Below are 22,737 nucleotides of genomic sequence, written 5' to 3' on the forward strand. Positions count from 1 at the left end.
ACGGTCCACAACCTGCGACGACCGGCGCCGAGAGGGCCGGTCGGGCTGAGCGTGTCACACGGACGGGGGACGGGGATACGGGGGTCCGGGTCGACGACGTTCTGACCCACGGCCGCACCCCGACACGCGTCCCACCCGAAGCCCGCAGACCACGCCCCGCATGCCGGAACCCACCGCACCGTGGCGCCTCGACGAACGACCCCGGCACCGACCGCGGTCTCGTGCCCCGGCATACCGGTCTCGACCCCGCACCCAGGGCACAGACCCCACCCCCTGTGCCTCGGCGAACCGGCCTCAACCCCGCACCCCCGGCGTCGACCGCACCGTCGTGCCTCGGCGAACCGCCCTCAGCCCCCGCACCCCGGCCTGCCACGCCTTCCACGCCCCGCACCCCGGCCTGCCACGCCTTCCACGCCCCGCACCCGGCACCGACCCCCGCCGCCCCCGAGCCTCGGCCGACCCGACCTCAACCCTGCACCCGTGCGTGGCCCTCCGCACCCGGCCCATCCCGGTTCCCGGCCCATCCCCGCACCCCGTCCTCACCCGCCTCGCGCCCGTCCTCACCCGCCTCGCGCCCGTCCTCACCCGCCTCGCGCCCGTCCTCACCCGCCTCGCGCCCGTCCTCACCCGCCTCGCGCCCACCCCGCCGAGACTGGTGACTTTGCCGGTGCCCCCGAGCCCGGTCCCCCTCGACAGTGGCACGGCCAGTCAGTCGGCGGCGCCCGCCGGGCCGATCCGTGGAAGCTCACGGCGTTCCCTGTGCCCGGGCGGGCCGCTTGCCACGATCGAGAGGACGACTCGTCGTGCAGCAGCACCCGCTCACCGCCCCCGTCTCCACCGCCCCCGTCTCCACCACCCCGCCGCCGCGCCGCGCCGGCCGCCGCGCGCGCCGGTTCGCCTCGGCCGCCGCGGCGATCGCCGCCGTCGTCGGACTCAGCACCCTCACGAGTCCCGGCGCCCACGCGGCCGACAACCCGTACGAGCGCGGCCCGGCCCCCACCACCGCCAGCATCGAGGCGTCGCGGGGCTACTACGCCGTCTCCGACATCAGCGTCTCCTCACTCCTCGTCACCGGCTTCGGCGGCGGCACGATCTACTACCCGACCACCACCGCGGACGGCACGTTCGGCGCCGTCGCCATCTCACCCGGGTACACCGGCACCCAGTCCTCCATCGCCTGGCTCGGCCCGCGCCTGGCCTCCCAGGGCTTCGTGGTGTTCACCATCGACACCCTCACCACGCTGGACCAGCCGGACTCCCGGGGCCGCCAGCTGCTGGCCGCCCTGGACTACCTCACTCAGCGCAGCTCGGTCCGCGGCCGCATCGACAGCAGCCGGCTCGGCGTGATGGGCCACTCCATGGGCGGCGGCGGCAGCCTGGAGGCCGCCAAGACGCGGCCCTCGCTGCAGGCGGCGATCCCGCTGACGCCCTGGAACCTCGACAAGACCTGGCCCGAGATCAGCACACCCACGCTGATCGTGGGCGCCGACGGTGACTCGATCGCCCCGGTCTCCTCGCACGCCGAGCCCTTCTACACCAGCCTGCCCGCGTCCCTGGACCGCGCCTACCTGGAGCTCAACAACGCCAGCCACTTCGCGCCGAACACGTCCGACACGACGATCGCGAAGTACAGCGTCTCCTGGCTCAAGCGGTTCATCGACAACGACACCCGCTACGAGCAGTTCCTGTGCCCGCTGCCCCGTCCGAGCCTGACCATCGAGGAGTACCGGGGCAACTGCCCGCACACCTCCTGACCCACCGGCCTTCCCCGTGTGCCCGTGCACCGGCGGACACCCGTCCGCCTGGGCACGGGCACACGCCGCACACCCGCCCTGCCCGGTGAACGGGCAGGTCACGGGCCGCAGGAGCCGCCGGTGACCGCGGACGCCAGGCTTCCACGCCCCGCCACCCGTCCGTAACGTCACGGGAATGACCGGACAGACGACCGCGACAGCACCCCCACGGCTGTACGGCCGCCACTCCCCACTGCGCGCGGTGCAGGCGCTGCTGGACCGGCTCGGGTCGGGCAGCGCCGTACTCGTCGTCACCGGGGAGCCCGGCCTCGGCCGCACCACCCTGCTCGACCACGCCGCCCGCACGTTCGCCGCCGGGCCCGTGCTGCACGTCCGCCCCGACCCGGCCGGACCGAAACGGCCGTACGACGACCTCCGCGCCCTGCGGCGGGCCGCGGGCGCGCGCGACGAAGGCGGCACGCCGGACACCGCGCCGCGGGACCTGCTGGACGCTCTGCGCACGGCGGCCGCGAACGCCCCGCTCCTCGTCTGCGCCGACGACGTGCACCTGTGGGACCCCGCCTCCCGTACCGTGCTGGCCACCGCGGCCCGCCACTTGCACCCGGAGGGCCGGATCGGCCTGCTGCTCTCCACCCGCGACCCGGTCGCCCACGACTTCGCCGGGCTGCCCGCCGTACGCCTGCACCCGCTGTCGACGGCGGACGCCGACGCCCTCCTGGACGAGGCCACCGGCGGGTCGGTCCCGCCGCCACTGCGGGCGGATTTTCTGGAGGAGGCGGCGGGCAACCCCGCCCTGCTGCTGGCCCTGCTCCGCCGCCTGTCGCCCGCCGAACTGTCCGGGGAACGCGTCCCGGCCGGACCGCTGGCCGACGGGGCGGCGCTGACCGGCGTGGTCGGACCGTGCCCGGGCGGGGCGGCGTGGGACGACGTGGACGTCCTGCTGCTGACCGTCGCCGCCGCCCTGCGCGAGCCGGACGCGTCGGACGTCGACGCCGACCTGGTCCGCCGCGCCCTGCGACGCCCCGCCCTGGGCGGTGCGCCGTTCCCCGAGGCCCTCGCTCTGGCCGACGGCCGGCTCCGTTTCCACTCCGGCCTGGTCGGCAGGGCCGTCCACGCCGCCGCCCCGCCCGACCGCCGCCGCGCCGCGCACCGCGCGCTCGCCCGGGTCCACGAGGCCGACGGCCACCGACTGCTGACGCTGCTCCACCGGGCCTGGGCCGCCACCGGAACCGACCCTTCTCTCGCCGACGCCCTCTCGGCCGCCGCAGCGGCGACCCCGGCCTCACCCCCGCTGCGTGCCGTCGCGCACGCCCGCGCCGCCGAGCTGACCCCGCCGGGCACGCTCCGGGCGGACCGCCGCACGGACGCCGCCGAACAGGCGCTGCTCGGCGGCAGCCCACGGCACGCGCTCCGTCTGCTCCCCGGGTCGCCGGGCGACGCGCTGCCGCCCGCCGCGCGCGGACGCGCCGAACTCGTACGGGGCGTCGCGGAGCGGTACGACGGACCGGTCGCCGACGCCCACGCCTCCCTGCTCTCCGCCGCGCGGCTGCTGGCCGGCACCGCGCCCGACCGGTCGGCCGCCGCCGCACTGGCCGCCGCCGACGCGGCCTGGGTGGCCGGACGACTGACGGAGTGTCACGACGCGCTGGCCGACGAGACGACGGCAGCCGGGCCCGGCTCACCCGGCCCGGCGCACGACTACCGCCTCGGCATGCGGGCCGTCCTCGAGGGCCGCTTCGACCTGGCGGCACCGCACCTGCGGCGCGTGGTCGCCGACGCCCGCACCGGCGACCGGCCCGAGGACCTGCTGAGACCTGTGACGGCGGCCCTGATGCTGGGCGACCCGGCGTCCGCCGTGCGGGCCGGGACGCGCGCCCTCGCAGCGGCCAGGAACCGCGCGTCCACCGCGCTCGAACCCCGCGCCCTGGAGTACCTCGCCTACGCCGAACTGCGCGCCGGTTCGCACGCCCAGGCCCGCGCCCACGCCGAGGAGGGCTTACGTGCCGCGGAGCGGGCCGGGCAGCGCAACACGGCCGCCCACCACCACGCCGTGCTCGCCCTGGCCGCGTCGATCGAGGGAGAGCCGGACGTCGTCGCCGGGCACGTGTCGGCCGCGCTGGCGACCGCTCGCCGGCACGGTCTGGCCCAGGCGGCCACCCTCGCGCACTGGGCGGCGGCCCGGGCCGACCTCGGACGCGGACGCCCGCTGGACGCCGCCGACCGGCTCGGGCCGCTGGTACGTCCCGGTCCCCGGCGCGGTCACTTCGCGGTCTGGATGCTCGCGGCGCCCTGCTTCGTGGAGGCGGCCGTGCTCGCCGGGCGCCCGGAACAGGCGCGGACGGTCGTCGGGGACTTCGCCGTCTGGGCCGGCCTCGGCGCCGACCCGCACGCGGCGGCCCAGCTGCTGCGCTGCCGCGCCCTGCTCGCCGAGGCGGAGTGCGCCGACGAGCTGTACCTGCGCGCGCTCGACCTGCACGACACCGCGTCCGGCGACTTCGAACGGGCCCGCACCGAGCTGTCGTACGGGAAATGGCTGCGCCGCCGGCGTCGGCTGCGGGAGGCCCGGGACCGGCTCGGGGCCGCGCTGATGGGCTTCGAGCGCTGCGGTGCCGGGGTGTGGGCGCGGCAGGCGCGCGGGGAACTCCGGGCGAACGGGGCGGCGCCGAGCGGGGAGGGGCCCGGGGCGCTCGCCCGTCTGACGCCGCAGCAGTGGCGCGTCGCCCGGTGCGTGGCCGACGGCGCCACCAACCGGGAGGTGGCCCGCAGCCTGTCGGTGAGCACCCGGACCATCGACTACCACCTGCGCAACGTGTACGCCGCGCTCGGCGTTCGCTCCCGGGTGGAGCTGGCCCGCATCGTCGAACAGGCCGAGAAGTCCCGTGCACGCCTCTAGGGACCGACCGGGCGGTATGTCATTCTTCGGTGGCAGTACGAGTCAGACGCCGGCCACCGCACGAACTACCCGGCCGACCGGGAATCGGCGGGTAGCCCTCCGCGCGTGCGCCGTCGGGCCATCGACCCTGGGGGGAAACCGCGATGCAGCAAGCCCTTCGGCCACGCACGGCGTTCCGCACCGCACCGGGAGCCGCACCGCAGCCGCAGCCGCGGACGCGGCCCGGCCGGTCCCTGATCGACGCCGACGCCCTGCGCGTCCTGCACCGCGCGGCCCGCGTCCTGCTGGCCGACCTGCCCGAGCTGACCGACCGGCTCGTGGCCGTCCTGCAGGACCACGAACCGGCCTATCGGGCGGCCATGGAGAACGATCCCGCCACGACCTGGCAGGAGGTCCAGCGCTCGCTGCGGCACAGCGTGGCGTCCCTGCTCGACCCGCGCGGCACCCGGGACGCCGCCCGCCGCTGCACCTGGCGGATCGGCGCCACCCGCGCCGAACAAGGCCTCCCGCTCGACGCGTTGCTGCACGCCTTCCGGCTGGGCGGGTCCCTGGTGTGGCAGAGCCTCGTGGAGGAGACCTCCCGCACGGCACCGGAGGACGTACGACTTCTGGTGCATGTGGCGTCCGACGTGTGGAACTTCGTCGACGAGCACTGCACCCTCGTCGCCGACGCCTACCGGCAGACGGAGCGGCAGTTGACCTGGCGGCGTGAGAACCGGGTGCGGCTGCTGACCGCCGCGCTGCTCGACGGCGCCGCCCGCATCGCCGACCTGCCCGAGGCCGCCCGGGTGCTGGAACTGCCGGAGCGGGGGCGGTACGTCGTCGTCGCCGTGGCGGGCGGCACGGCCGAGGAGTGCGCGCGGGCCCGCACGGCGGCCGCCTTCGACGGTGTGCGCGTGCACTGGCACACGGGCGCGGACGTGGACTACGGCATAGTCCTGCTGGAGGGCGACCTTCCGGATCCCGCCTTCCCGCACGCGGGCGTCCGCATCGGCGTCGGCGGGGCCGTCGAGGGACTGGCCGCGGTCGGAGACGCCCGTCGACTCGCCGACACAGCGCTGCGGATATGCCCCGACGAGGGCGGCACGGTCCGGCTGGCCGAACACCTTCCCGCCGCGCTGGTCATCGCCGGCCCGGAACTCGGCACCGCCCTCGCCGACCAGGTCCTCGGCCCGCTGTCCGGTCTGGAACCCGCCGACCGTGACGTCCTGCTGGACACCCTCAGGGCCTGGCTGGACTGCGACGGCTCGGCGCAGCGGGCGGGCCGGCGGCTGTACTGCCACCGCAACACCGTCCTCAACCGCATCCGCCGCTTCGAACAACTGACGGGCCGTTCCCTGTCCCGGCCGTCCGACCTGGTGGAGATCAGCCTGGCGCTCACCGCGCGTCGGCTGCTCGGCCGCTGAGCCGTCCCCCGGGGCGGCCTCCCCCTGGGCAGGTGCACAACGCCGTCACCACCTGCTTGGGACCCCGCCCCGACCGCGCCCCCAAGCCTGTACCGCTCTCGCCACCCGTGCTGTCGTGAGGCACCCCTTTTCCCCGAAGCCCGCGCCGGTCCGGCGCGGATCCGAGGAGTCGTGATGCCCGAAGCACCACCGGACGGCCAGGCCGTACTGCGCGTCGAGGAGCTCGACGTGACGTACGGCCGCGCCCTGTCCGCCCTCCGCCAGGTCTCCCTGACGGTCCCGCCCGGCGCGGTCGTCGCCCTGCTCGGCGCCAACGGCGCGGGCAAGTCGACGCTGCTGCGGGCGGTGTCCGGGACCCTGCGCCTGCACCGCGGCGCGGTCACCGCCGGCCGTATCCGCTACGGCGACACCGCGCTCGACGGCCAGGACCCGGTCGCGGCCGTACGCGCCGGGGTCGTCCAGGTTCCCGAGGGCAGGCGGGTGTTCGCCGGGCTCACCGTCGACGAGAACCTGCGCGCGGGCGGCCTGGGCCTCGGCCGGCGCAGCCCGGCGCTGGTACGGGAGGCCCGCGACCGCGTGTTCGCGCTCTTCCCGAGGCTCGCCGAACGCACCGGCCAGGCCGCCGGTCTGCTGTCCGGAGGGGAACAGCAGATGCTGGCCATCGGCCGCGCCCTGATGGCCGCCCCGCGCCTGCTCCTGCTGGACGAGCCGTCCCTCGGCCTGGCCCCGCTCATGGTGGAACGGATCGCCGAGGTGATCCGCGAGATCAACGCCCAGGGCACCGCCGTCCTGCTGGTCGAACAGAACGCCGGCATGGCGCTGTCACTGGCGGACCACGCGCACGTCCTGGAGGTCGGCGAGGTGCGCCTGTCCGGCCCCGCGGAGGAACTCGCGCGCACGGACGCGGTGCGCCGCCTCTACCTCGGCGAGACCGCCGACGATCAGGGGGCCGCGTGACCGCCCGTACCGACCCGCCCACCCTCGACGTGCACGACGTCACCGTCCGCTTCGCCGGTCTCACCGCCCTCGACGGCCTCTCCCTCACCGTCGCGCCGGGCTCGGTGCACGCCCTCATCGGCCCCAACGGGGCGGGCAAGTCCACCTGCTTCAACGTCCTGTCGGGCCTGTGCCGTCCCGCCACCGGCACCGTCCGGCTCGGCGGCACCGAGCTGACCCGGCTCGCCCCGCACCGGATCGCCGCGCTCGGCGTGGCCCGCACGTTCCAGAACATCGTCACCACCGACGGCACGGTCGCCGACAACCTGCTGCTCGGCCGGCACGCCCTGTCCCGGGCCGGTTTCGCCGCCAGCGCGCTGCGCCTGCCCACGGCCGTGCGCGAACAGCGCGAACACCGCGCCCGCTGCCGCGAGATCGCCGAACTCGTCGGCCTGGACGCGCACTTCGACACACCCGTCGCGGCGCTGTCGTACGGCGACCGCAAGCGCGTGGAGTTCGCCCGCGCCCTCTGCCTGGAACCGCGCGTGCTGCTCCTCGACGAGCCGGTGGCCGGCATGAACGCCGCCGAACGCGCCCGCACCGCCGAGGTGGTCCGGGACGTACGGGCCCACCTCGGCCTGTCCGTGCTGCTCGTGGAGCACGACATGGGCCTGGTGATGCGGCTCGCCGACGAGGTCACCGTCCTCGACTTCGGCCGCCGCATCGCCCACGGCAGCCCCGAGGACGTCCAGCGCGACCCCGAGGTGCTGCGGGCCTACCTCGGCACCGGCACCCCCGAGGAGGGCGCGGCATGACCGGACTGCTCGACCACGTCCTCGGCGGCCTCGCCCTCGGCGCGGTCTACGCCCTGGTCGCCCTGGGCTTCGTGGTCATCTTCAAGGCCTCGGGCGTGCTCAGCTTCGCCCACGGCTCCCTGCTGCTGCTCGGCGGCTACCTCACCGCCGTACTCCACGACGACCTCGGTTTCGCGGGCGCCCTCGCACTCGCCGTGCTCGTCACGGCGGCCGTGGCCGGAGCCGTGGACCGGCTGCTGCTCCAGCGCATCGGCCAGGACCCGCGGGCCGCGCACGTGGCGACCATCGCGACCATCGGCGTCGACATCGTCCTGCTCACCGACCTGGCCCGGCGCATCGGCGGCGACCTGCTCTCCCTCGGCGACCCCTGGGGCGACTCGGTGCGCGAACTCGGCCCGGTGACCGTCGCCGACAGCCGGCTCGCCGCGATCGTCGTCTCCGCGGTCGTCATCGGCGCGGTCTTCGCCCTCTTCCGGTACACCTCCTGGGGACTGTCGCTGCGCGCGGCGGCGGAGGACGTGGAGGCGGCCTCGCTGATGGGCGTACGGCTGACCCGCGTCCGCATGATCGCCTGGTGCCTGGCGGGCGGGCTGGCCGCGCTCGCCGCGGTGTTCCTCGCCGCGTTCCCGGCTCCCGGCCTGGAACGCACCACCGGGCAGATCGCCCTCAAGGCGTTCCCGGCGGCGGTCCTCGGTGGCATGGCCTCACCCGCCGGGGCCCTGGCCGGCAGCCTGCTGATCGGCCTGACCGAGGCGCTCGTCGCCGGATACCAGTCCGACCTGCACGTCCTGGGCGAGGGCTTCGCGGACGTCGCCCCGTACGCCGTGATGGTCCTGGTGCTGCTGGTGCGGCCCACGGGCCTGTTCGGCGCGAAGGGAGCGGTCCGTGTCTGACCTCGTGAAGTGGGGCAGGTTCGCGCTGCCCGTCCTCCTGCTGTGCGCGCTGCCCTTCTACCTGGACGCGTTCTGGCTGCGCATCGGCGTGTTCGCCATGGCGGCGGCGATCGGTGCCGTCGGCCTCAACCTGCTGGCCGGCACCGCGGGCCAGCTCTCCCTCGGGCACGCCTTCTTCCTCGCCGTCGGCGCGTACGGCTACGCGTGGCTGGCCGGCGAGCCGGGCCCCGGACTGCCCCCGGCGCTCGCCCTCGTGCTCGCGGTGCTGCTCGCGGGTGTCGCGGGCGGGCTGTTCAGCCCCGTCGCGGGCCGGGTGCGCGGCATCTACCTCGGCGTCGCCACCCTCGCCCTCGTCTTCCTCGGCCACCACGTCCTGCTCACTGCGGACTCCGTGACCGGCGGTTTCAACGGCCGGTCGGTGCCGCCGCTCAGTCTCGGCGGGTTCACCTTCGCGGACGGCGACCCCGAACTCGTGCTGCTGGGCGTGCCGTTCGGCGCCGAGGAACGCCTGTGGTATCTGGGGCTCGCGCTGTTCACCCTGACCTGGTTCACCGCGCGCGGGATGCTCCGCGGGCGCCCCGGACGGGCGCTGGTGGCCCTGCGCGACAGCGAGACAGCGGCCGCGGTGATGGGCGTCGACGTGGCCCGCTACCGGTCGGCGGCGTTCGTCGTCTCCTCGATGTACGCGGGCCTGGCGGGCGCCCTGCTCGCCCTCGCCTTCCGCCGCATCGTGCCCGACTACTTCGGTCTCGTCCTCTCGGTCGACTACCTCGCCATGATCGTCATCGGCGGCCTCGGCTCGGTGGCCGGCGCCACCGCCGGAGCCGTCTTCGTCACGGCGCTGCCGCTGCTGATGACCCGTTACGCCGACCATCTGCCGCTGGTCGCCGCACCGGGGTCCGCCGGGGGAACGGTGGGCCCCACCGAGGCGGCCCGCTACCTCTACGGCGCGGCGATCGTCCTGATCCTGCTGTACGCCCCCGACGGCCTGCGCGGCCTGGCCGCACGCCTGCGTGTCCGCCTGCGCCGCCGGCTCACCCTCGCCCCACCCGCAACCGCCGTACGAGCCAAGGAGCACACCCCGTGAACGTCACCCACCCCACCAGGATCCTCCTCGCCTCGGCCCTGTCGGCACTGCTGCTCGCCACGGGCTGCAGCTCCAAGGCGGACGGCAAGAACACCGGCGACGGCGCCGACGGCGTCAAGTCCGGCCCGGGAGTCACCGACACGTCCGTCCGGCTGGGCGCCCTGACCGACCTGACCGGCCCCTACGCCACCCTTGGCAAGAGCATCGTGCAGGCCCAGCAGATGTGGGCCGACGAGACCAACGCGGACGGCGGGATCTGCGGCCGCAAGGTCGAGATCGTCGTCGAGGACCACGGCTACGACGTGCAGAAGGCGGTCACCGCCTACGCCGACATCTCCGCGGACGTCGTGGCGCTGCCCCAGGTCATCGGATCGCCCGTGGTCGCCGCCCTGATCGACGACATCGAGCAGGACAGCATGCTGACCTTCCCGCAGGCCTGGGCGGCCTCCCTGCTCGGCAAGGACTCCGTCCAGGTCCTCGGCACCACGTACGACGTCGACATGATCGCCGCCGTGGACTTCCTGACCCGCACCAAGGGCCTGAAGAAGGGCGACAAGATAGGGCACGTCTACTTCGAGGGCGACTACGGCGCCAACGCGCTGCAGGGCTCCACCTGGGCGGCCGAGCGCGCCGGGATGACGGTCACCGGCCAGAAGATCAAGGCCACGGACACCGACCTCACGGCCCAGGTGTCGGCGCTGCGCGCGGCCGGGGTGAAGGCCGTGCTGGTCAGCGCCGGCCCCGCCCAGACCGCCTCACTGGCCGGTGTGGCGGCGTCCCGGGGCCTGCGCGTGCCGATCGTCAGCAGCGCGCCGGGCTACGCGCCCCAGCTGATGAAGACGCCCGCGGCCAAGGCGCTCGAGGCCATGCTGCACGTGGTGAGCGCCGCCCCGGCCGTCAGCTCCGACCTGCCGGGCGTCCAGCGGATGGTGGCCGCGTACCAGAAGAAGTACCCCGGGTCCCTGGTCGACTCCGGCGTGCTGTCCGGCTACAACGCGGCCCAGCTCATGGGCGCCGACCTGAAGAAGGCGTGCGCGGCCGGCAGCCTCGCCCGCGAGGACGTCGTCAAGGCCCATCGCTCCCAGAAGAACGCCGACACCGGCCTCGGCACCCCGCAGAACTTCTCGGACGTCGACCGCCCGGCGAGCCTCGCCACCTACGTCCTGCGCCCCGACGCCAAGGCCGTGGGCGCCCTGGTGATCGCGGAGGACGCCCACGAGGCGCCCGGAGTGGCGGAGTACCTCGCGTCCAGCGGCAGCTGAGCCGGACGGACCGTGGGCCCAGCAGGGTGTGCAACGCCTGCTGGGCCCGGCGGTCCCGGTGCCCCGCCCGCCCGGGGGGTGGCGTGGGGCTTCGGACCGCCCCCTCTTTCGCACACGGACTGGCACCGTCCGTCACCGCATCCCTAGGATGTACTCCCTGTGAGGCCAGTCGAGTTGGCGCTCGGCGCGATACAGGGGGTTCGATGCACACCGACAAGCCACTGTCCAAGGAGATCGACGCCAACGTCCCGACGGCTGCCCGGATGTACGACTACTACCTCGGCGGCAAGGACAACTACGCCGCGGACCGGGCGGCCTGCGAGGAGCTCGACAAGGTCGTCCCCAGCACGCGCCGACTGGCCGTCAACAACCGCCGCTTCATGCAGCGCGTCGTACGGACCCTCGCGGCCGAGCACGGCATCCGCCAGTTCCTCGACCACGGCTCCGGCCTGCCCACCCAGGACAACGTCCACCAGGTCGCCCAGCGCCACGACCCCACCGCGCACGTCGTCTACGTCGACAACGACCCCATGGTGCTGGTGCACGGCCGGGCGCTGCTGGAGCAGGACGAGCGCACCTGCGTGATCCACGCCGACATGCGGGACACGGACGCGATCTTCTCGCACCCCGACACCGAGCGCCTGATCGACTTCTCCCAGCCGGTCGCCGTGCTGTTCAACTCGGTCTTCCACTGCATCCCGGACAGCGACACCGACGGACCGCAGGCCGTGGTCCAGCGCGTGCGCGAGCGGCTCGCCCCGGGCAGCTTCCTGCTGATGTGCCAGCTGGTCAGCGAGGACGCCGAGGTCCGTGACTTCGTCACCAACTTCATGGACCAGGTCACGCAGGGACACTGGGGCCGGGTCCGTCAGGAGAAGGACGTGGCCGAGCTGTTCGACGGCCTGGAGATCCTGGAACCGGGACTGGTGGAGGTGTCCACCTGGCGTCCGGACACGGATGTGGCGCCCCGTCAGCTCACGCACGAGTGGATCGAGTTCGGCGGCGTGGCCCGCATCCCGGTCGTGTAGTCACTCCTGCGGGTAGCGCCCCTCGATCGTCTCTCGCAGCAGCGCCAGCGACTCACGCGGAGTGAGCGCCTCGTCCGCCAACCGGTCCAGGGCGACGCGGTACTCCTCCGTCTCGTCCCGGTCCTCCAGGAAGTTCGCGCTCCTGATGTGCTCCAGGTACACGACGTCCGGCAGGTCGAGGCCGTCGAAGCGGAGATAGGTGATCGGGATGGACGGCGCGGACGCGTTGGTCACGTCCAGCGGCACGATCTGCACGGTGACATGGGGCCGCCGGGCCATCTCCATCAGGTGCGCGAGCTGCTCGCGCATCACCGCCCGGCTGCCCAGTACCCGCAACAGCACGGACTCGTCGATGATCGCCCACAGCTGGGGCGCGTCCGGCCGCGACAGCAACTCGGCGCGTTTGGCGCGCAGTTCGACCCGGCGCCGTACCTCGTGCGGCGGCGCGATCGGCAGCCCGCGCTCCACGACCGCCCTGGCGTAGTCCGGCGTCTGGAGCAGCCCGGGCACGTACTGGATCTCGAAGGTGCGGATCGAGGCGGCCGCCTCCTGCAACCCCACCAGCCGGTCGAACCACTCGGGCATGAGCCGCTTGTCGTACCGCTGCCACCAGCCGGGCTCCCCGGCCCGCCGCAGCAGCTGGAGCAGCACCGACGCGTCGTACTCGTCCGCGCCGTACAGCTTCAGCAGCGCCTGGACGTCGGCCTCGGTCGGCGGCCTGCGCCCCTTGCCCGCCTCGATGCGCGACAGCTTCGCCGGGCTGAACCCCAGGGCGCGCGCGGCCTGGTCCTGGGCGAGGCCGGCGTCCTCCCGGAAACCCGCCAACTGCACGCCGACCAGCATCTTGAGCAGAGTCGGAGCGGGCTCCGCCCGGTCGAGATAGGGTCGGAGGCGGGAGATGCGCTGTGACTGGGCGGACATCCTGGCTCCCTGCGGACCGGCAGAAGTATCCCTCACGCTACCGCACTTCGCCGGACCGCAGCAGGCGGACCCTCACAGCAGGTGGTCGAACTCGCCCTCCTTGGCGCCGGCCACGAACGCCGCCACCTCGGCCGCCGTGTACACGAGCGCCGGCCCGTCGGGGTCGCGGGAGTTGCGCATCGCGACACCGCCGTCCACCAGTGTGGCGACTTCGACGCAGTTGCCCTCGGCGTTGCTGTGCCGGCTCTTGATCCAGCGGGCGTCCAGCGAACTCGCCCGCACTCCGTTCGGCATCACTGGCATCGCGACCTCCCTCAGTTCACAGTGCTGCTTCCCTACCCGATTCTCGCGCAATTTCTCGTGCAATTGCACGCGGGCGTTGACGTCGTGGATAATAACCGTGGCGTCAACCCTTCGCCTGACGCTGGATCATGACGTCGCATCAGGGAAAGGAGCAGGTCCTGGGCCTGCTCCCCGTCCGACATGACCGCAGCGGAAAGGCCCGACGCCATGCGTACCGCTTCGACGGGACAGCCGAGCAACGAGCGCACCGACCGCGGGAAGCGGCCGGGCGGCGCGGCCGCGCCGCTCCGGACGCTGGGCGAGGTGCCGTGGCGGGAGATCCGGGACTCCACCGGCTCCGCGGCCGCCATCCCGCTGCTGCTCGACACCATCGCGTGGGGCGGCCCGGAGGCCGCGGACCGCGCGCTGGGCGAACTGCGGGACCGCATCTGCCAGTACGGCTTCGTGGTGGAGCAGGCCACGGCCGTCACCGTGCCGTTCCTGTGGGAGCTCGCCCAGGCCCCTCGGGTGACCTGCCGAGCCCGGATCATCGAGCTGCTCAAGAGCATCGCCGACGCCCGCCAGTGGGAGCACACGGCGACGGCCTACCCCAAGCTTCTCAACCACCGCGAGAACCACGTCGTCTGGGAGCGCGCCGCCCGTCGCGCCGTCCACTCCCGCAGGGGCGCCCTGCGGCAGCTGATGGCCGAGGGGGACACCGAGATCACCCGCGCCTGCGCCGAACTCGCCCGCTCGCTCGGCGAGTAGCCCGGCTCAGGGCCCGGCTGCGCACCCACAAACGAGCACTTCCGGCACGAGGTCGAGACTTCGTCGTCCCGGGTCACGGAGATGACCCGGCTCATCCCGGTCACCCGCGCGCACGGACTGGAGGGCAAGGCACTGCACCGCATGGACGGCACCCTGCGCCGCCTGCTGAGGGCTCACCGGCTGTCCACCGTGCGCGGCGCGGACCGGATCGTGGTGATGGCGGACGGCCGGATCCAGGAGGTCGGCCGCCACGAGGAGCTGCTGCGCCGCGGCGGGGCGTACGCGGCGCTGCACAGCGGCCAGGTGGCCTGAGGGGTGTACGGCGCGCAAGCGGGACTGTCCCGTTAGGCAACGGTATTGCGTCAATTGGGTGCCACGGGCCCGTTGAGGTGAATGGACCGGCTCCCCGGGGGCATACGGTGCGCAAAAGTCGAGAGAGGGGCGCCCCGTGCTTGTTCCGGACCCGAAGGTCGTCAGGAAGCTGCTGACCAGGTACGCATCGCTGCGCATCGCTCAGGCGGAGAGTGAGACGTCGACGACGGCACGGGAGTTGGAGGACGTCAGTTACACACTGTGCGTGATGATGGGCGCGACCAGCATCCATGACGCGATCGCCAAGGCGGACGCCCTGCTGACTCAAGGGCGCCCCACGGACCCGGACGGGGAGAGCGGACTGTCGCTGGCCGTCTGACGAGCCGTTCCGCTCACGACCGTCACTGCACGGTCGTCGTGGTGCCGTTGACCCGCCGCCGCTCGTCCGCGGCGGCGGGTCTCGCCAGCCATTCGGCGATGGTCAGGGCGATCGGCTGGCCCGTGTCGGCCTCGACGAAGCCGAACTGCCCGGACTGGTTGCACTCCAGGAACCACCACGTCCCGTCCGCGTCCTCCACGAAGTCGAAGGCGCCGTAGGCCAGTTCCGCCTCCCGTAGATAGCGCCGCACGCCCTCGGCGACCCGCGGCGGCACGTCCGCGCACCGCCACGGCGTCCGGTCCGCGGCGAAGCGGACGTCCACCTCGTCGGGGTCGGCGTCGGACGCGGTCGGCTTGCGGGCGGCCAGCAGCCGCTCGCCGACGGCGGTGAGCCGGATGTCGGCCCGCTTGGCGATGCGTCGCTGCAACAGCGTCGGCCCGAAGGCGACCGCGGTGAAATCGGCGTCCGGCGCCACCCGGCTGGTCGGCACCGCCCGCGGCGGTTCCTGCGGATGGGCGCCCGAGACGGGTTTGACGACCAGGTCGGGGAAGCGCTCGGCGAAGTCCCGCGCCGCCTGCGGGAACGTGGTGATCAGCGTGGCGGGCACCGGCAGCCCGCAGCCCTGGGCGAGCCGCAGCTGCCACGGCTTGTGCCGGGCCCGGCGGGCCGCGTCCGGGTGGTTCATCCAGCGTGCGCCGGAGCTGCGCAGCATGCCGTACAGCGCCTGGGAGGACTCCTCCGTCAGCCACGCGGAGGGCTCGGTCACCCGCGTGGCCGGAGCCCCCGGCCGGCGCACCCACACGGAGCGCAGTCCGTCCATGCCGACCAGCCGCCCCGCGGACCACAGGTGCCCGCGGAACGTGCCGTGCACGTACTCGCCCGACAGGGCGGCGCCGGTGATCAGATCGGCGGGATCGAGGCGGACCACCGGAACCCCGGAGGCGTTCAGGTGGACCACCACCATGTCCGCCGTGACGTCCTCGTCGTTGGTCAGGATCAGTACGGTCATCGTCGACGGCCCGGGTTCAGTCGTCGAAGTGCGTCTTCGAGCCGGCGGTGGAGGTCGTCGTCCCCAGCTCTCTGATCAGCGCGAGGTCCGTGGCGGCGATCCGCCCGTCGAACAGCACGTTCAACTGCAGGCCGGGGTCGTACGCGTAGGGCGTGGCGACGTCCAACTCCGCCACCGGGCGTGCGTAGTTGAGCGCGAACGGTTGCATCGTCTCTCCCTCTCGGTGCTGCCCCGGTCAGGCCGTCGGCCTGCCGTGTGCGGTGGCGTCTCCCGCTCGAAGTCCGGGGCTTCCATGGACTTATACGAATCGAACGGGTGGTTGGTTTCCTTACGCTCCGTGATCGCGGGCGAGTTGGTCGCTCTGAACCTGAGACGGCCGACGGAGTCGGTCGGTTGACTGGTCGTGGAGTCGCGGGCCGCGCACCTGGAGCGGCGGCGGGGCGCATATGGCGGTCGCGGGGGCGCGCGGACCGGGCCGCGTGGCCGGGTGATGGTGCGAAGTGGGGTGATCCGTCCGGAACGTCAGGCGGGATCGCGGGGGTGGCCGACCTCGGCGGGGGTGCGGTGCGGCCGTACGGCAAGGGGGGCGCGCAGGGTGCGCAGAGCCAGCAGGAGCACGCCGATGTCGTCGAGGTACACCGGATCGGGCAACAGATCGGCCGGCAGTGCGAAGTACGCCACGGCGCCCCAGAACACCCAGCGTGGCCCGGTCGGCAGTCCGGCCCGCCGCAGTCCGCGCCGGGCCCGTACCAGCCGTACCAGCAGCCCGACGGCCGTGGCGAGCAGGAGCGCCGCGACGACGGCGACGACGGCGAGCACTGCTGTGGTGGAGTCCACGGGCCCTCCTCGGTCCGGTGCACGGCTACGCGCGTGCCCTTCTTGGATTCCCTGATACGGCTCCTGTATTGCCTCCGTTGCGGCGTTTGTGCCCCTCGGCACATCCGGCCCCGACACGGCTGCGCCTGGGCCGACACCGGTGAACGCGAGGAACGGGGCGGCCGAGAGGGGGTCGCGCGACGTACGGCGCGCCGCTCCCGTGCGCCGGGCGCCGTCGCTCGCGCCCGGCGCATTGGGCCGGCGCCCGTCGATTGCGGCCGTTCGGCCGGCCGGGTGCGGCCGTGTACTCGGCCGGGGTGTCGCCGTTCGGCTGCTCGGGGTGTGGCCGTTCGGCGGCCGGGTGCGGCCGTGTACTTGGTCGGGGTGTGGCCGTTCGGCTGGTCGGGGTGTGGCCGTTCGGCGGTCGGGTGCGGCCGTGTACCCGGTCGGTTGCGGCGGTTCGGCTGCTCGGGGTGTGGCCGTTCGGCGGTCGGGTGCGGCCGTGTATTTGGTCGGGGTGTGGCCGTTCGGCCGGTCGGGGTGTGGCCGTTCGGCGGTCGGGTGCGGCCGTGTACTCGGCCGGGGTGTGGCCGTTCGGCTGCTCGGGGTGTGGCCGTTCGGCGGTCGGGTGCGGCCGTGTACCCGGCCGGAGTGCGGCTGTTCAGCCGACCGGGGTGCGGCTGTTCAGCCAGCAGGGTGTGGCCGGGCACGCGGCCGGGTGCGGCCGTTCGGCCGACGGGGTGCGCCCGGGCTGCGGCCGTTCAGTCGGTCGGGGCGTCGCCGTCCGCGTCCCCGGGGCCGTTCTGCCCGTGCCCGGCGCCGAAGGCCTGCTCCTCACGCGGGCGCCGCGCCCTGCCGCCGACCTTGAGGCGCTCCAGGGTGCGCGTCAGCTGCTGGAGCGGCGATCCGGCGGGCGCCTCCTGCGCCTGTTCGCGCGCGGGCGGCTCGGGCAGGGCGGCGGCGGACTCGCGGTAGGCGGTCAGCGCCTCGTGGGCGCGTTCGGCCGCCTCCCGGTACAGGTCCCTGGAGCGGGTCATGGCCTCCAGCGCCTCGGCGTACATCTTCACGAGCGCCCGCTCGCGGGCCAGCTCCTCCTCCAGCGTCAGCAGGTGCCAGTCCTCCCGCAGCGCGGTCAGCACCGCCTCGGCCCCGTCCGGCAGCGCCCGCGCGGAGGCGGCGAACCGGCTCAGCGCCTCGATCAGCTCGGCCGGTTCCGAGCCGTCCAGGAAGACGCTCCGCACGGCGAAGGCGTCCCCGTCGTACCCCTCGGGGGCCGGCGCGCCGGGCAGCACCACGGCGCCGCCGCGCGGCACCTGCACCCCCGAGTCCCGCAGCGCCCAGTTCACGGCTCGCAGCTGGTGCGGCGCGGCCCGGTGCTCCACCACTCGGTGGCGCAGCCCCGGCGGCAGCAGCCGGGCCAGCGGCAGCCGTCCGCGCGCGTCCGGAGTCATGGCCTCGTGGACGACGAAGTGGACGGACCACCCGCTGCGCGCCGCGTCCCTGAGGACGCGCCGCAGCTCCTTGTCGTCCGGCGGCAGCGGGTTGACGTCCCGGAACCTCAGCTCCGCGCCCGTCTCCGCCTCGTGGTCCCAGGTCGCGTCGGGCTCGTCCGGCCAGAACATGCTCACGGGCGACGGCCACCGCGGGTCCCACACCGCCTCCGCCTCCGCCGCCAGCACCCACTCGCGCTGCCCGGCACGGCCCCGGGCCAGCGACAGTCTGGCCCGCACGGTCACCGCCTCGCCGGTCTCCCAGCGCGCCTCGTAGACCCGTTCCGGCGCGTCCTCGGCGGCGGGCAGCTCCAGCCAGTCGCGGATCACCCCTCTGTCCTTGAGCTGCTGCACATGCCGCCGGAGTACGTCTTCCGGGGCGGGCCCGGCGTAGTGGCCGCGAGCCAGCCACACCGTGGGGGGAGTCATGGGGCGGGCGGAGGTGGAGGTCGGCATGAGTCCATCTGTGAACGGGGGCGACGTGCGACTGCCAGTATCGTCACCGCGGACGGTTGGTGATCACCCGGGGGTCACCCGGCGAGGGGGCGGTCCGCCTGCGCTCAGGTGCAGGGTCGGCGATGGTGGGCAGGAGGACATCGGCCGATCGTACGGCGGAAAGGGAGTACCCGTGAACGTGGACCTCGGCGGGCGAACCGCGCTGGTGACAGGCTCCTCCCAGGGCATCGGAGCGGCGATCGCGGTGGGGCTGGCCCGTGCCGGCGCCCGCGTGGGCGTCAACGGACGTGACGCCGAACGCCTCGAAAGGAGCGTCGGGAAACTGCGGGCGGAGGCACCGGACGGTGACTTCGTGGCCGTCGCCGCCGACCTGGGCACGGAGGAGGGCGCCGCCCGTGCCGTCAACGACCTGCCCGACGTGGACGTCCTGGTCAACAACCTCGGCATCTTCGGCCCTACGCCCGCGCTGGACATCACCGACGACGAGTGGCGCCGCTATTTCGAGATCAACGTCCTGTCGGGGGTCCGGCTGATCCGCTCCTACCTCCCCGGGATGATCGACCGGGGCTGGGGCCGGGTGCTGAACATCGCGAGCGACTCCGCCGTGGTCATCCCCGCCGAGATGATCCACTACGGCATGTCCAAGACCGCGCTGCTCGCGGTGAGCCGCGGGTTCGCGAAGGAGGCCGCCGGCAGCGGCGTCACCGTGAACTCCGTCATCGCCGGTCCGACGCACACCGAGGGCGTCGAGGACTTCGTCTACCAGCTGGTCGACCGCGACCTGCCCTGGGACGAGGCCCAGCGCGCCTTCATGCGGGACCACCGCCCGCAGTCGCTGCTGCAGCGCCTGATCGAGCCCGAGGAGATCGCGAACCTCGTCGTGTACCTGAGCTCTCCGCTGGCGTCCGCCACGACGGGCGCGGCCGTGCGGGTCGACGGCGGGTACGTGGACTCGATCCTGCCCTGACGCCGGCCCCGTCGTACGCCGCTCACCAGCCCGTCCACAGCAGGTGGTTGACGAGCAGAGCGACCACGGCCTGGGAGGCGAGCCAGACGCGGGGGCGGGGCAGGAAGGCCCCGGCGGCCAGGAGCCACAGGGCGAACGGCAGCCAGATCCGCTCCGTCTCCGCCTTGCTCATCCCGGACAGATCGGCGGCGAGGAGGGCGAGGAGCGCCGCGAGGAGGAGGACGGCGAGACGGGCTTCGGGCGCGCCGAGCAGCCGGCCGTCCCGCTCGCGCCGCCACCGCAGTGCCCCGCCCGCTCGGACCAGCGCCGCCACCGTCGCCGGCCCCACCACGAGCACCGTGCACGCCGGATTCGCCCACACCCAGTACCAGTACGGCCGGGTCCCGCCGGCCCCTTGGTTGTAGCGCTCCACCAAAAGGCGGTACGCCTCCCAGTAGTCGAACCCGGCGAGGGTGAACGCCAGCGGCACCACGAGCACCCCGGCCGCCGCAGGCAGCAGCGCCGTCCGCCGGTTCCGCCCGAGGAGCAGCACGCCCGCCCCGACCAGGCCGATCAGCGTCAGCCCGTACGACAGGTAGCAGGTCAGCCCGAACAGCAGTCCCGCCCCGAACGCGGCGGTCCGCGGCCGTCGCCCGGTCACCGCGAGCGCGAACAGCGCCACCGCCCAGGCGGCCACCGCCGCGAAGTACCCGTCGGCCGACGTCCCCATCCACACCGCGCCCGGCGCCAGCGCCAGGAACGGCGCCGCCCGCCGCGCGAGCCCCTCCGCGGCCAGTGCCCGCACCGTCACCAGCACGGCCACCACGGCGGTGGCGCCGACGGTGATGCACCAGACGCCCGCCCAGGCACCGCCGCCCAGCCCGATCCGGTCGAGCAGGACGAAGGTGAGGGTGGCCGCCGGCGGATGACCGGCGACGTGCGCGGGCCAGTGGTCGGGGCCCTGGATCACGATGTACTGGGTGAAGTCCCGCAGCGTCGCCGGGATGTCGTGGAAGCGGTCGACGACCTGGAGATATTCGTAGCGCGTGGTCAGCCGCTCGGCGACGCCGCGGTGCCAGCCGTCGACGAGCGCCAGCGACCACGTCCACGCCAGCGCGGTCCCGCAGGTCACCGCGAGCAGCGCGGGCCACGGCAGCCGGGCGGCGAGCCCGGGGCCGTACGCCACCACCGCGACCGCCACCACCACGGCGGCCGGGGTGCCGGGCCCCACGTGCGGTCCCCAGGAGGCGAGGAGGGGAGGCCACCGGACGAACAGGGTGCCGTCGGTGGCCTCGAGGCGGCGGCCGACCAGCACCGCCGCAACGAACAGCAGCACGGCGGCCAGGGCGGCGATCAGGTCACGGGGACGCGAGGAGCGGATCACACGCAGGACGCTAGGCCGCCGCGGGCCCGGCCAGGGCGTCCCGCGCCTCGATGTCCGCGTTTCGTCATGGGTCGCGGCGCGCCGCGCGTGCCGGTCCCGGCCTACCGTCAGGACATGCGAGACCAACGGCTTCCCTCCTCGCCCGGCTTCTGGCGCAGCCCGCTGCGCGGCCCCCGGTTCACCGCCGTGCTCGGCGTGGTGCTGCTGGTCGGCGTCACGGTGCTGTTCGTCACCGGGCTGCTGTCGTACGCCGCCTACAACCCGAACCTGTCGCCGGTGAACGACCAGACGCCGGACAAGGGGATCCTCGGCTTCTACCTGTTCTCCTGGCCGACGGGCCCGCACTGGCTGTACCGGCTCAACCAGGGCGTCCACGTCACCCTCGGGATCACGCTCGTCCCGGTGCTGCTGGCCAAACTGTGGTCGGTCGTGCCGAGGCTGTTCACGCTGCCGCCGGCCCGCTCGCTCGCGCACGCGCTGGAGCGGATCTCACTGCTCCTGCTGGTCGGCGGGGCCCTGTTCCAGTTCACGACCGGCGTGCTCAACGTGCAGCTGGACTACGTCTTCCCGGGCTCCTTCTACACGCTGCACTTCTACGGCGCCTGGGTCTTCTTCGCGGCCTTCGTCGCGCACGTCGCCCTGAAACTGCCGACCGCCCTGCGCAACCTGCGCCGGCTGCGGACGGAGAAGCCCGAGGAGAGCGATCTGGTGACGCCGCGGCCGGCCGAGCCCACCGTGTCACGCAGGGGCGCGTTCGGGCTGGTCGGAGGCGCCTCACTGCTGCTGTTCGCGACGTCGGTGGGCCGCAACTTCGACGGGCCGCTGCGACGGACGGCCCTGTTGACCCCGCACGGCGGACCGGAGCCGGGCAGCGGTCCCGGCGGCTTCCAGATCAACAAGACGGCCGCGTACGCCGGGATCGCCACCCGGGAGACGGCCGGCGACGCCTGGCGGCTCGTCGTCACGGGACGGACGGGCGTGGTCCGCCTCGGCCGTCAGGAGCTGCTGCGGCTGCCGCTGCACAGCGCCGCGCTGCCGATCGCCTGCGTGGAGGGCTGGTCGACGTCCGACCAGTGGTGGCGCGGCGTGCGGCTGCGGGACCTGGCCGCCCTGGTCGGCCACGACGACCCGGTCGACGTCCTGGTGGAGTCGCTGCAGCGGCGCGGCGCCTTCCGGCGGGCCGCGCTGCGCGCCAACCAGGTGGCCGACCCCCGCTCCCTGCTCGCCCTGGACGTCAACGGCGAGCCGCTGACCCTCGACCACGGCTACCCGGCCCGGATCATCGTGCCCGCCGCGCCGGGCGTGCTCAACACCAAGTGGGTGGCACGGCTGACGTTCGGAGACCTCTGATGCGCCCCATCCGCACCCGCCCGCGCCTCCTCGTCGGCAGCCCGCTGCAAGTGCTGCTGCTCGGCTGCTCGTTCGCGCTCGCCGGATACGCGGGCGTACGGCTCCTCGCGGGCGACTGGTTCGGGGTCGTGCTCTGGTTCGTGGGCGCGGCCCTGCTGCACGACCTGGTGCTGCTGCCGCTGTACGCGGCGGCCGACCGGGCGCTCACGGGCGCGCTGGGCGCGGCGCGGCGACGGGAGTGGATCGGGTACGTCCGGGTCCCGGCCGCCCTGTCCGGGCTGCTGTTGCTCGTGTGGTTCCCGCTCATCAGCGGGAAGGTCGACGAGCGCTACCGGCTGGCCACCGGGCTGTCGGCGGACGGGTTCCTCGCCCGCTGGCTGCTGATCACCGCCGTCCTGTTCGGCGGCTCGGCGCTGCTGCTGGCGCTGCGGGTGCGCAGGGCGACGAAGCAGCGGCCGCCGGCCGACCACTGACCGTCCACGGCGAGGTCCAGCTCGCGCGCGTGCCGCAGCAGGGCCGGGGTCCCGAGACGGGCCCACGGGAAGGGCGC

The 22,737-nt window shown here is 74.1% G+C and carries 21 protein-coding genes and 1 pseudogene; 15 read left to right on the forward strand and 7 right to left on the reverse strand.

Translation table 11 applies throughout. The annotated features are described in order from the left end of the window. Nucleotides 1-803: 803 nt before the first annotated feature. The 9 genes from bdeA to IPT68_RS33510 all read left to right on the forward strand — a co-directional run bounded on the left by bdeA (nucleotide 804) and on the right by IPT68_RS33510 (nucleotide 12,074). A complete protein-coding gene (gene bdeA / locus IPT68_RS33470; RefSeq protein ID WP_189699372.1) occupies nucleotides 804-1,754 on the forward strand; it encodes a bis(hydroxyethyl) terephthalate hydrolase in 951 nt (316 codons plus the stop codon). Nucleotides 1,755-1,929: 175 nt separating this feature from the next. Beyond that, nucleotides 1,930-4,647 carry a helix-turn-helix transcriptional regulator gene (locus IPT68_RS33475; protein WP_189699371.1) on the forward strand — a complete coding sequence of 906 codons (2,718 nt, stop codon included), beginning with the start codon at nucleotides 1,930-1,932 and terminating at the stop codon, nucleotides 4,645-4,647. Between the two features lie 143 nt (nucleotides 4,648-4,790). Continuing rightward, nucleotides 4,791-6,053 (forward strand): helix-turn-helix domain-containing protein, encoded by a 1,263-nt coding sequence (locus IPT68_RS33480; RefSeq protein WP_189699370.1) that lies wholly within the window; start codon nucleotides 4,791-4,793, stop codon nucleotides 6,051-6,053. 174 nt (nucleotides 6,054-6,227) lie between these two features. After that, complete coding sequence (locus IPT68_RS33485; RefSeq protein ID WP_189699369.1) at nucleotides 6,228-7,010, forward strand: ABC transporter ATP-binding protein; 783 nt, start codon at nucleotides 6,228-6,230, stop codon at nucleotides 7,008-7,010. Continuing rightward, nucleotides 7,007-7,804 carry an ABC transporter ATP-binding protein gene (locus tag IPT68_RS33490; protein WP_189699368.1) on the forward strand — a complete coding sequence of 266 codons (798 nt, stop codon included), beginning with the start codon at nucleotides 7,007-7,009 and terminating at the stop codon, nucleotides 7,802-7,804. The genes IPT68_RS33485 and IPT68_RS33490 overlap by 4 nt, the downstream gene beginning before the upstream one ends. Beyond that, on the forward strand, nucleotides 7,801-8,697 hold the full coding sequence (locus IPT68_RS33495) for a branched-chain amino acid ABC transporter permease (protein WP_189699367.1): 897 nt from the start codon (nucleotides 7,801-7,803) through the stop codon (nucleotides 8,695-8,697). Before IPT68_RS33490 ends, IPT68_RS33495 begins: the two co-directional genes overlap by 4 nt. Then, nucleotides 8,690-9,784, forward strand: coding sequence for a branched-chain amino acid ABC transporter permease (locus IPT68_RS33500; RefSeq protein ID WP_189699366.1), 1,095 nt, complete (start codon nucleotides 8,690-8,692; stop codon nucleotides 9,782-9,784). The genes IPT68_RS33495 and IPT68_RS33500 overlap by 8 nt, the downstream gene beginning before the upstream one ends. Continuing rightward, on the forward strand, nucleotides 9,781-11,046 hold the full coding sequence (locus tag IPT68_RS33505) for an ABC transporter substrate-binding protein (RefSeq protein ID WP_189699365.1): 1,266 nt from the start codon (nucleotides 9,781-9,783) through the stop codon (nucleotides 11,044-11,046). The genes IPT68_RS33500 and IPT68_RS33505 overlap by 4 nt, the downstream gene beginning before the upstream one ends. Nucleotides 11,047-11,249: 203 nt before the next feature. Next, a complete protein-coding gene (locus IPT68_RS33510; RefSeq protein WP_189699364.1) occupies nucleotides 11,250-12,074 on the forward strand; it encodes an SAM-dependent methyltransferase in 825 nt (274 codons plus the stop codon). Here IPT68_RS33510 and IPT68_RS33515 read toward each other — a convergent pair whose 3' ends face one another. Next, nucleotides 12,075-12,995: a helix-turn-helix domain-containing protein gene (locus IPT68_RS33515; protein WP_189699363.1), complete on the reverse strand. Its 921-nt coding sequence runs from the start codon at nucleotides 12,993-12,995 to the stop codon at nucleotides 12,075-12,077. Nucleotides 12,996-13,067: 72 nt separating this feature from the next. After that, entirely contained in the window at nucleotides 13,068-13,298 is a 231-nt protein-coding gene (locus IPT68_RS33520) for a DUF397 domain-containing protein (protein WP_189699362.1), read from the reverse strand. Between the two features lie 207 nt (nucleotides 13,299-13,505). Here IPT68_RS33520 and IPT68_RS33525 point away from each other — a divergent pair, with 207 nt between their 5' ends. From IPT68_RS33525 to IPT68_RS33535, 3 genes and pseudogenes are all read left to right on the forward strand, one after another. After that, a complete protein-coding gene (locus IPT68_RS33525; RefSeq protein WP_189699361.1) occupies nucleotides 13,506-14,045 on the forward strand; it encodes a hypothetical protein in 540 nt (179 codons plus the stop codon). Beyond that, nucleotides 14,042-14,243: pseudogene (locus IPT68_RS35160) on the forward strand (ABC transporter ATP-binding protein); the annotation flags it as partial. The gene IPT68_RS33525 and the pseudogene IPT68_RS35160, both read left to right, overlap by 4 nt. 250 nt (nucleotides 14,244-14,493) lie before the next feature. Continuing rightward, complete coding sequence (locus IPT68_RS33535) at nucleotides 14,494-14,736, forward strand: DUF5133 domain-containing protein (RefSeq protein WP_189699359.1); 243 nt, start codon at nucleotides 14,494-14,496, stop codon at nucleotides 14,734-14,736. Nucleotides 14,737-14,758: 22 nt separating this feature from the next. On the opposite strand, the gene tgmB is transcribed toward IPT68_RS33535, so the two are convergent. From tgmB to IPT68_RS33555, 4 genes are all read right to left on the reverse strand, one after another. Next, nucleotides 14,759-15,745: an ATP-grasp ribosomal peptide maturase gene (tgmB, locus tag IPT68_RS33540; RefSeq protein WP_189699358.1), complete on the reverse strand. Its 987-nt coding sequence runs from the start codon at nucleotides 15,743-15,745 to the stop codon at nucleotides 14,759-14,761. A gap of 16 nt (nucleotides 15,746-15,761) precedes the next feature. Beyond that, nucleotides 15,762-15,953, reverse strand: coding sequence for a putative ATP-grasp-modified RiPP (gene tgmA / locus IPT68_RS33545; protein ID WP_189699357.1), 192 nt, complete (start codon nucleotides 15,951-15,953; stop codon nucleotides 15,762-15,764). Nucleotides 15,954-16,267: 314 nt separating this feature from the next. Further along, nucleotides 16,268-16,582, reverse strand: coding sequence for a DUF1232 domain-containing protein (locus tag IPT68_RS33550; RefSeq protein ID WP_189699356.1), 315 nt, complete (start codon nucleotides 16,580-16,582; stop codon nucleotides 16,268-16,270). A gap of 740 nt (nucleotides 16,583-17,322) precedes the next feature. Then, on the reverse strand, nucleotides 17,323-18,507 hold the full coding sequence (locus IPT68_RS33555) for a hypothetical protein (protein WP_228040087.1): 1,185 nt from the start codon (nucleotides 18,505-18,507) through the stop codon (nucleotides 17,323-17,325). 172 nt (nucleotides 18,508-18,679) lie between these two features. Here IPT68_RS33555 and IPT68_RS33560 point away from each other — a divergent pair, with 172 nt between their 5' ends. Further along, nucleotides 18,680-19,474, forward strand: coding sequence for an SDR family NAD(P)-dependent oxidoreductase (locus tag IPT68_RS33560; RefSeq protein WP_189699355.1), 795 nt, complete (start codon nucleotides 18,680-18,682; stop codon nucleotides 19,472-19,474). A gap of 22 nt (nucleotides 19,475-19,496) precedes the next feature. Here IPT68_RS33560 and IPT68_RS33565 read toward each other — a convergent pair whose 3' ends face one another. Beyond that, nucleotides 19,497-20,837 carry a hypothetical protein gene (locus IPT68_RS33565; protein ID WP_189699354.1) on the reverse strand — a complete coding sequence of 447 codons (1,341 nt, stop codon included), beginning with the start codon at nucleotides 20,835-20,837 and terminating at the stop codon, nucleotides 19,497-19,499. 114 nt (nucleotides 20,838-20,951) lie between these two features. On the opposite strand from IPT68_RS33565, the gene IPT68_RS33570 reads away from it, so the two are divergent. Together IPT68_RS33570 and IPT68_RS35165 are read left to right on the forward strand one after the other, a co-directional pair. Continuing rightward, complete coding sequence (locus tag IPT68_RS33570; RefSeq protein ID WP_228040089.1) at nucleotides 20,952-22,187, forward strand: molybdopterin-dependent oxidoreductase; 1,236 nt, start codon at nucleotides 20,952-20,954, stop codon at nucleotides 22,185-22,187. Continuing rightward, nucleotides 22,187-22,660, forward strand: coding sequence for a hypothetical protein (locus IPT68_RS35165; protein ID WP_373300638.1), 474 nt, complete (start codon nucleotides 22,187-22,189; stop codon nucleotides 22,658-22,660). The genes IPT68_RS33570 and IPT68_RS35165 overlap by 1 nt, the downstream gene beginning before the upstream one ends. The last annotated feature ends 77 nt before the right edge of the window (nucleotides 22,661-22,737 follow it).

This window comes from Streptomyces chromofuscus, assembly GCF_015160875.1.
GTDB classification, from domain to species: domain Bacteria; phylum Actinomycetota; class Actinomycetes; order Streptomycetales; family Streptomycetaceae; genus Streptomyces; species Streptomyces chromofuscus.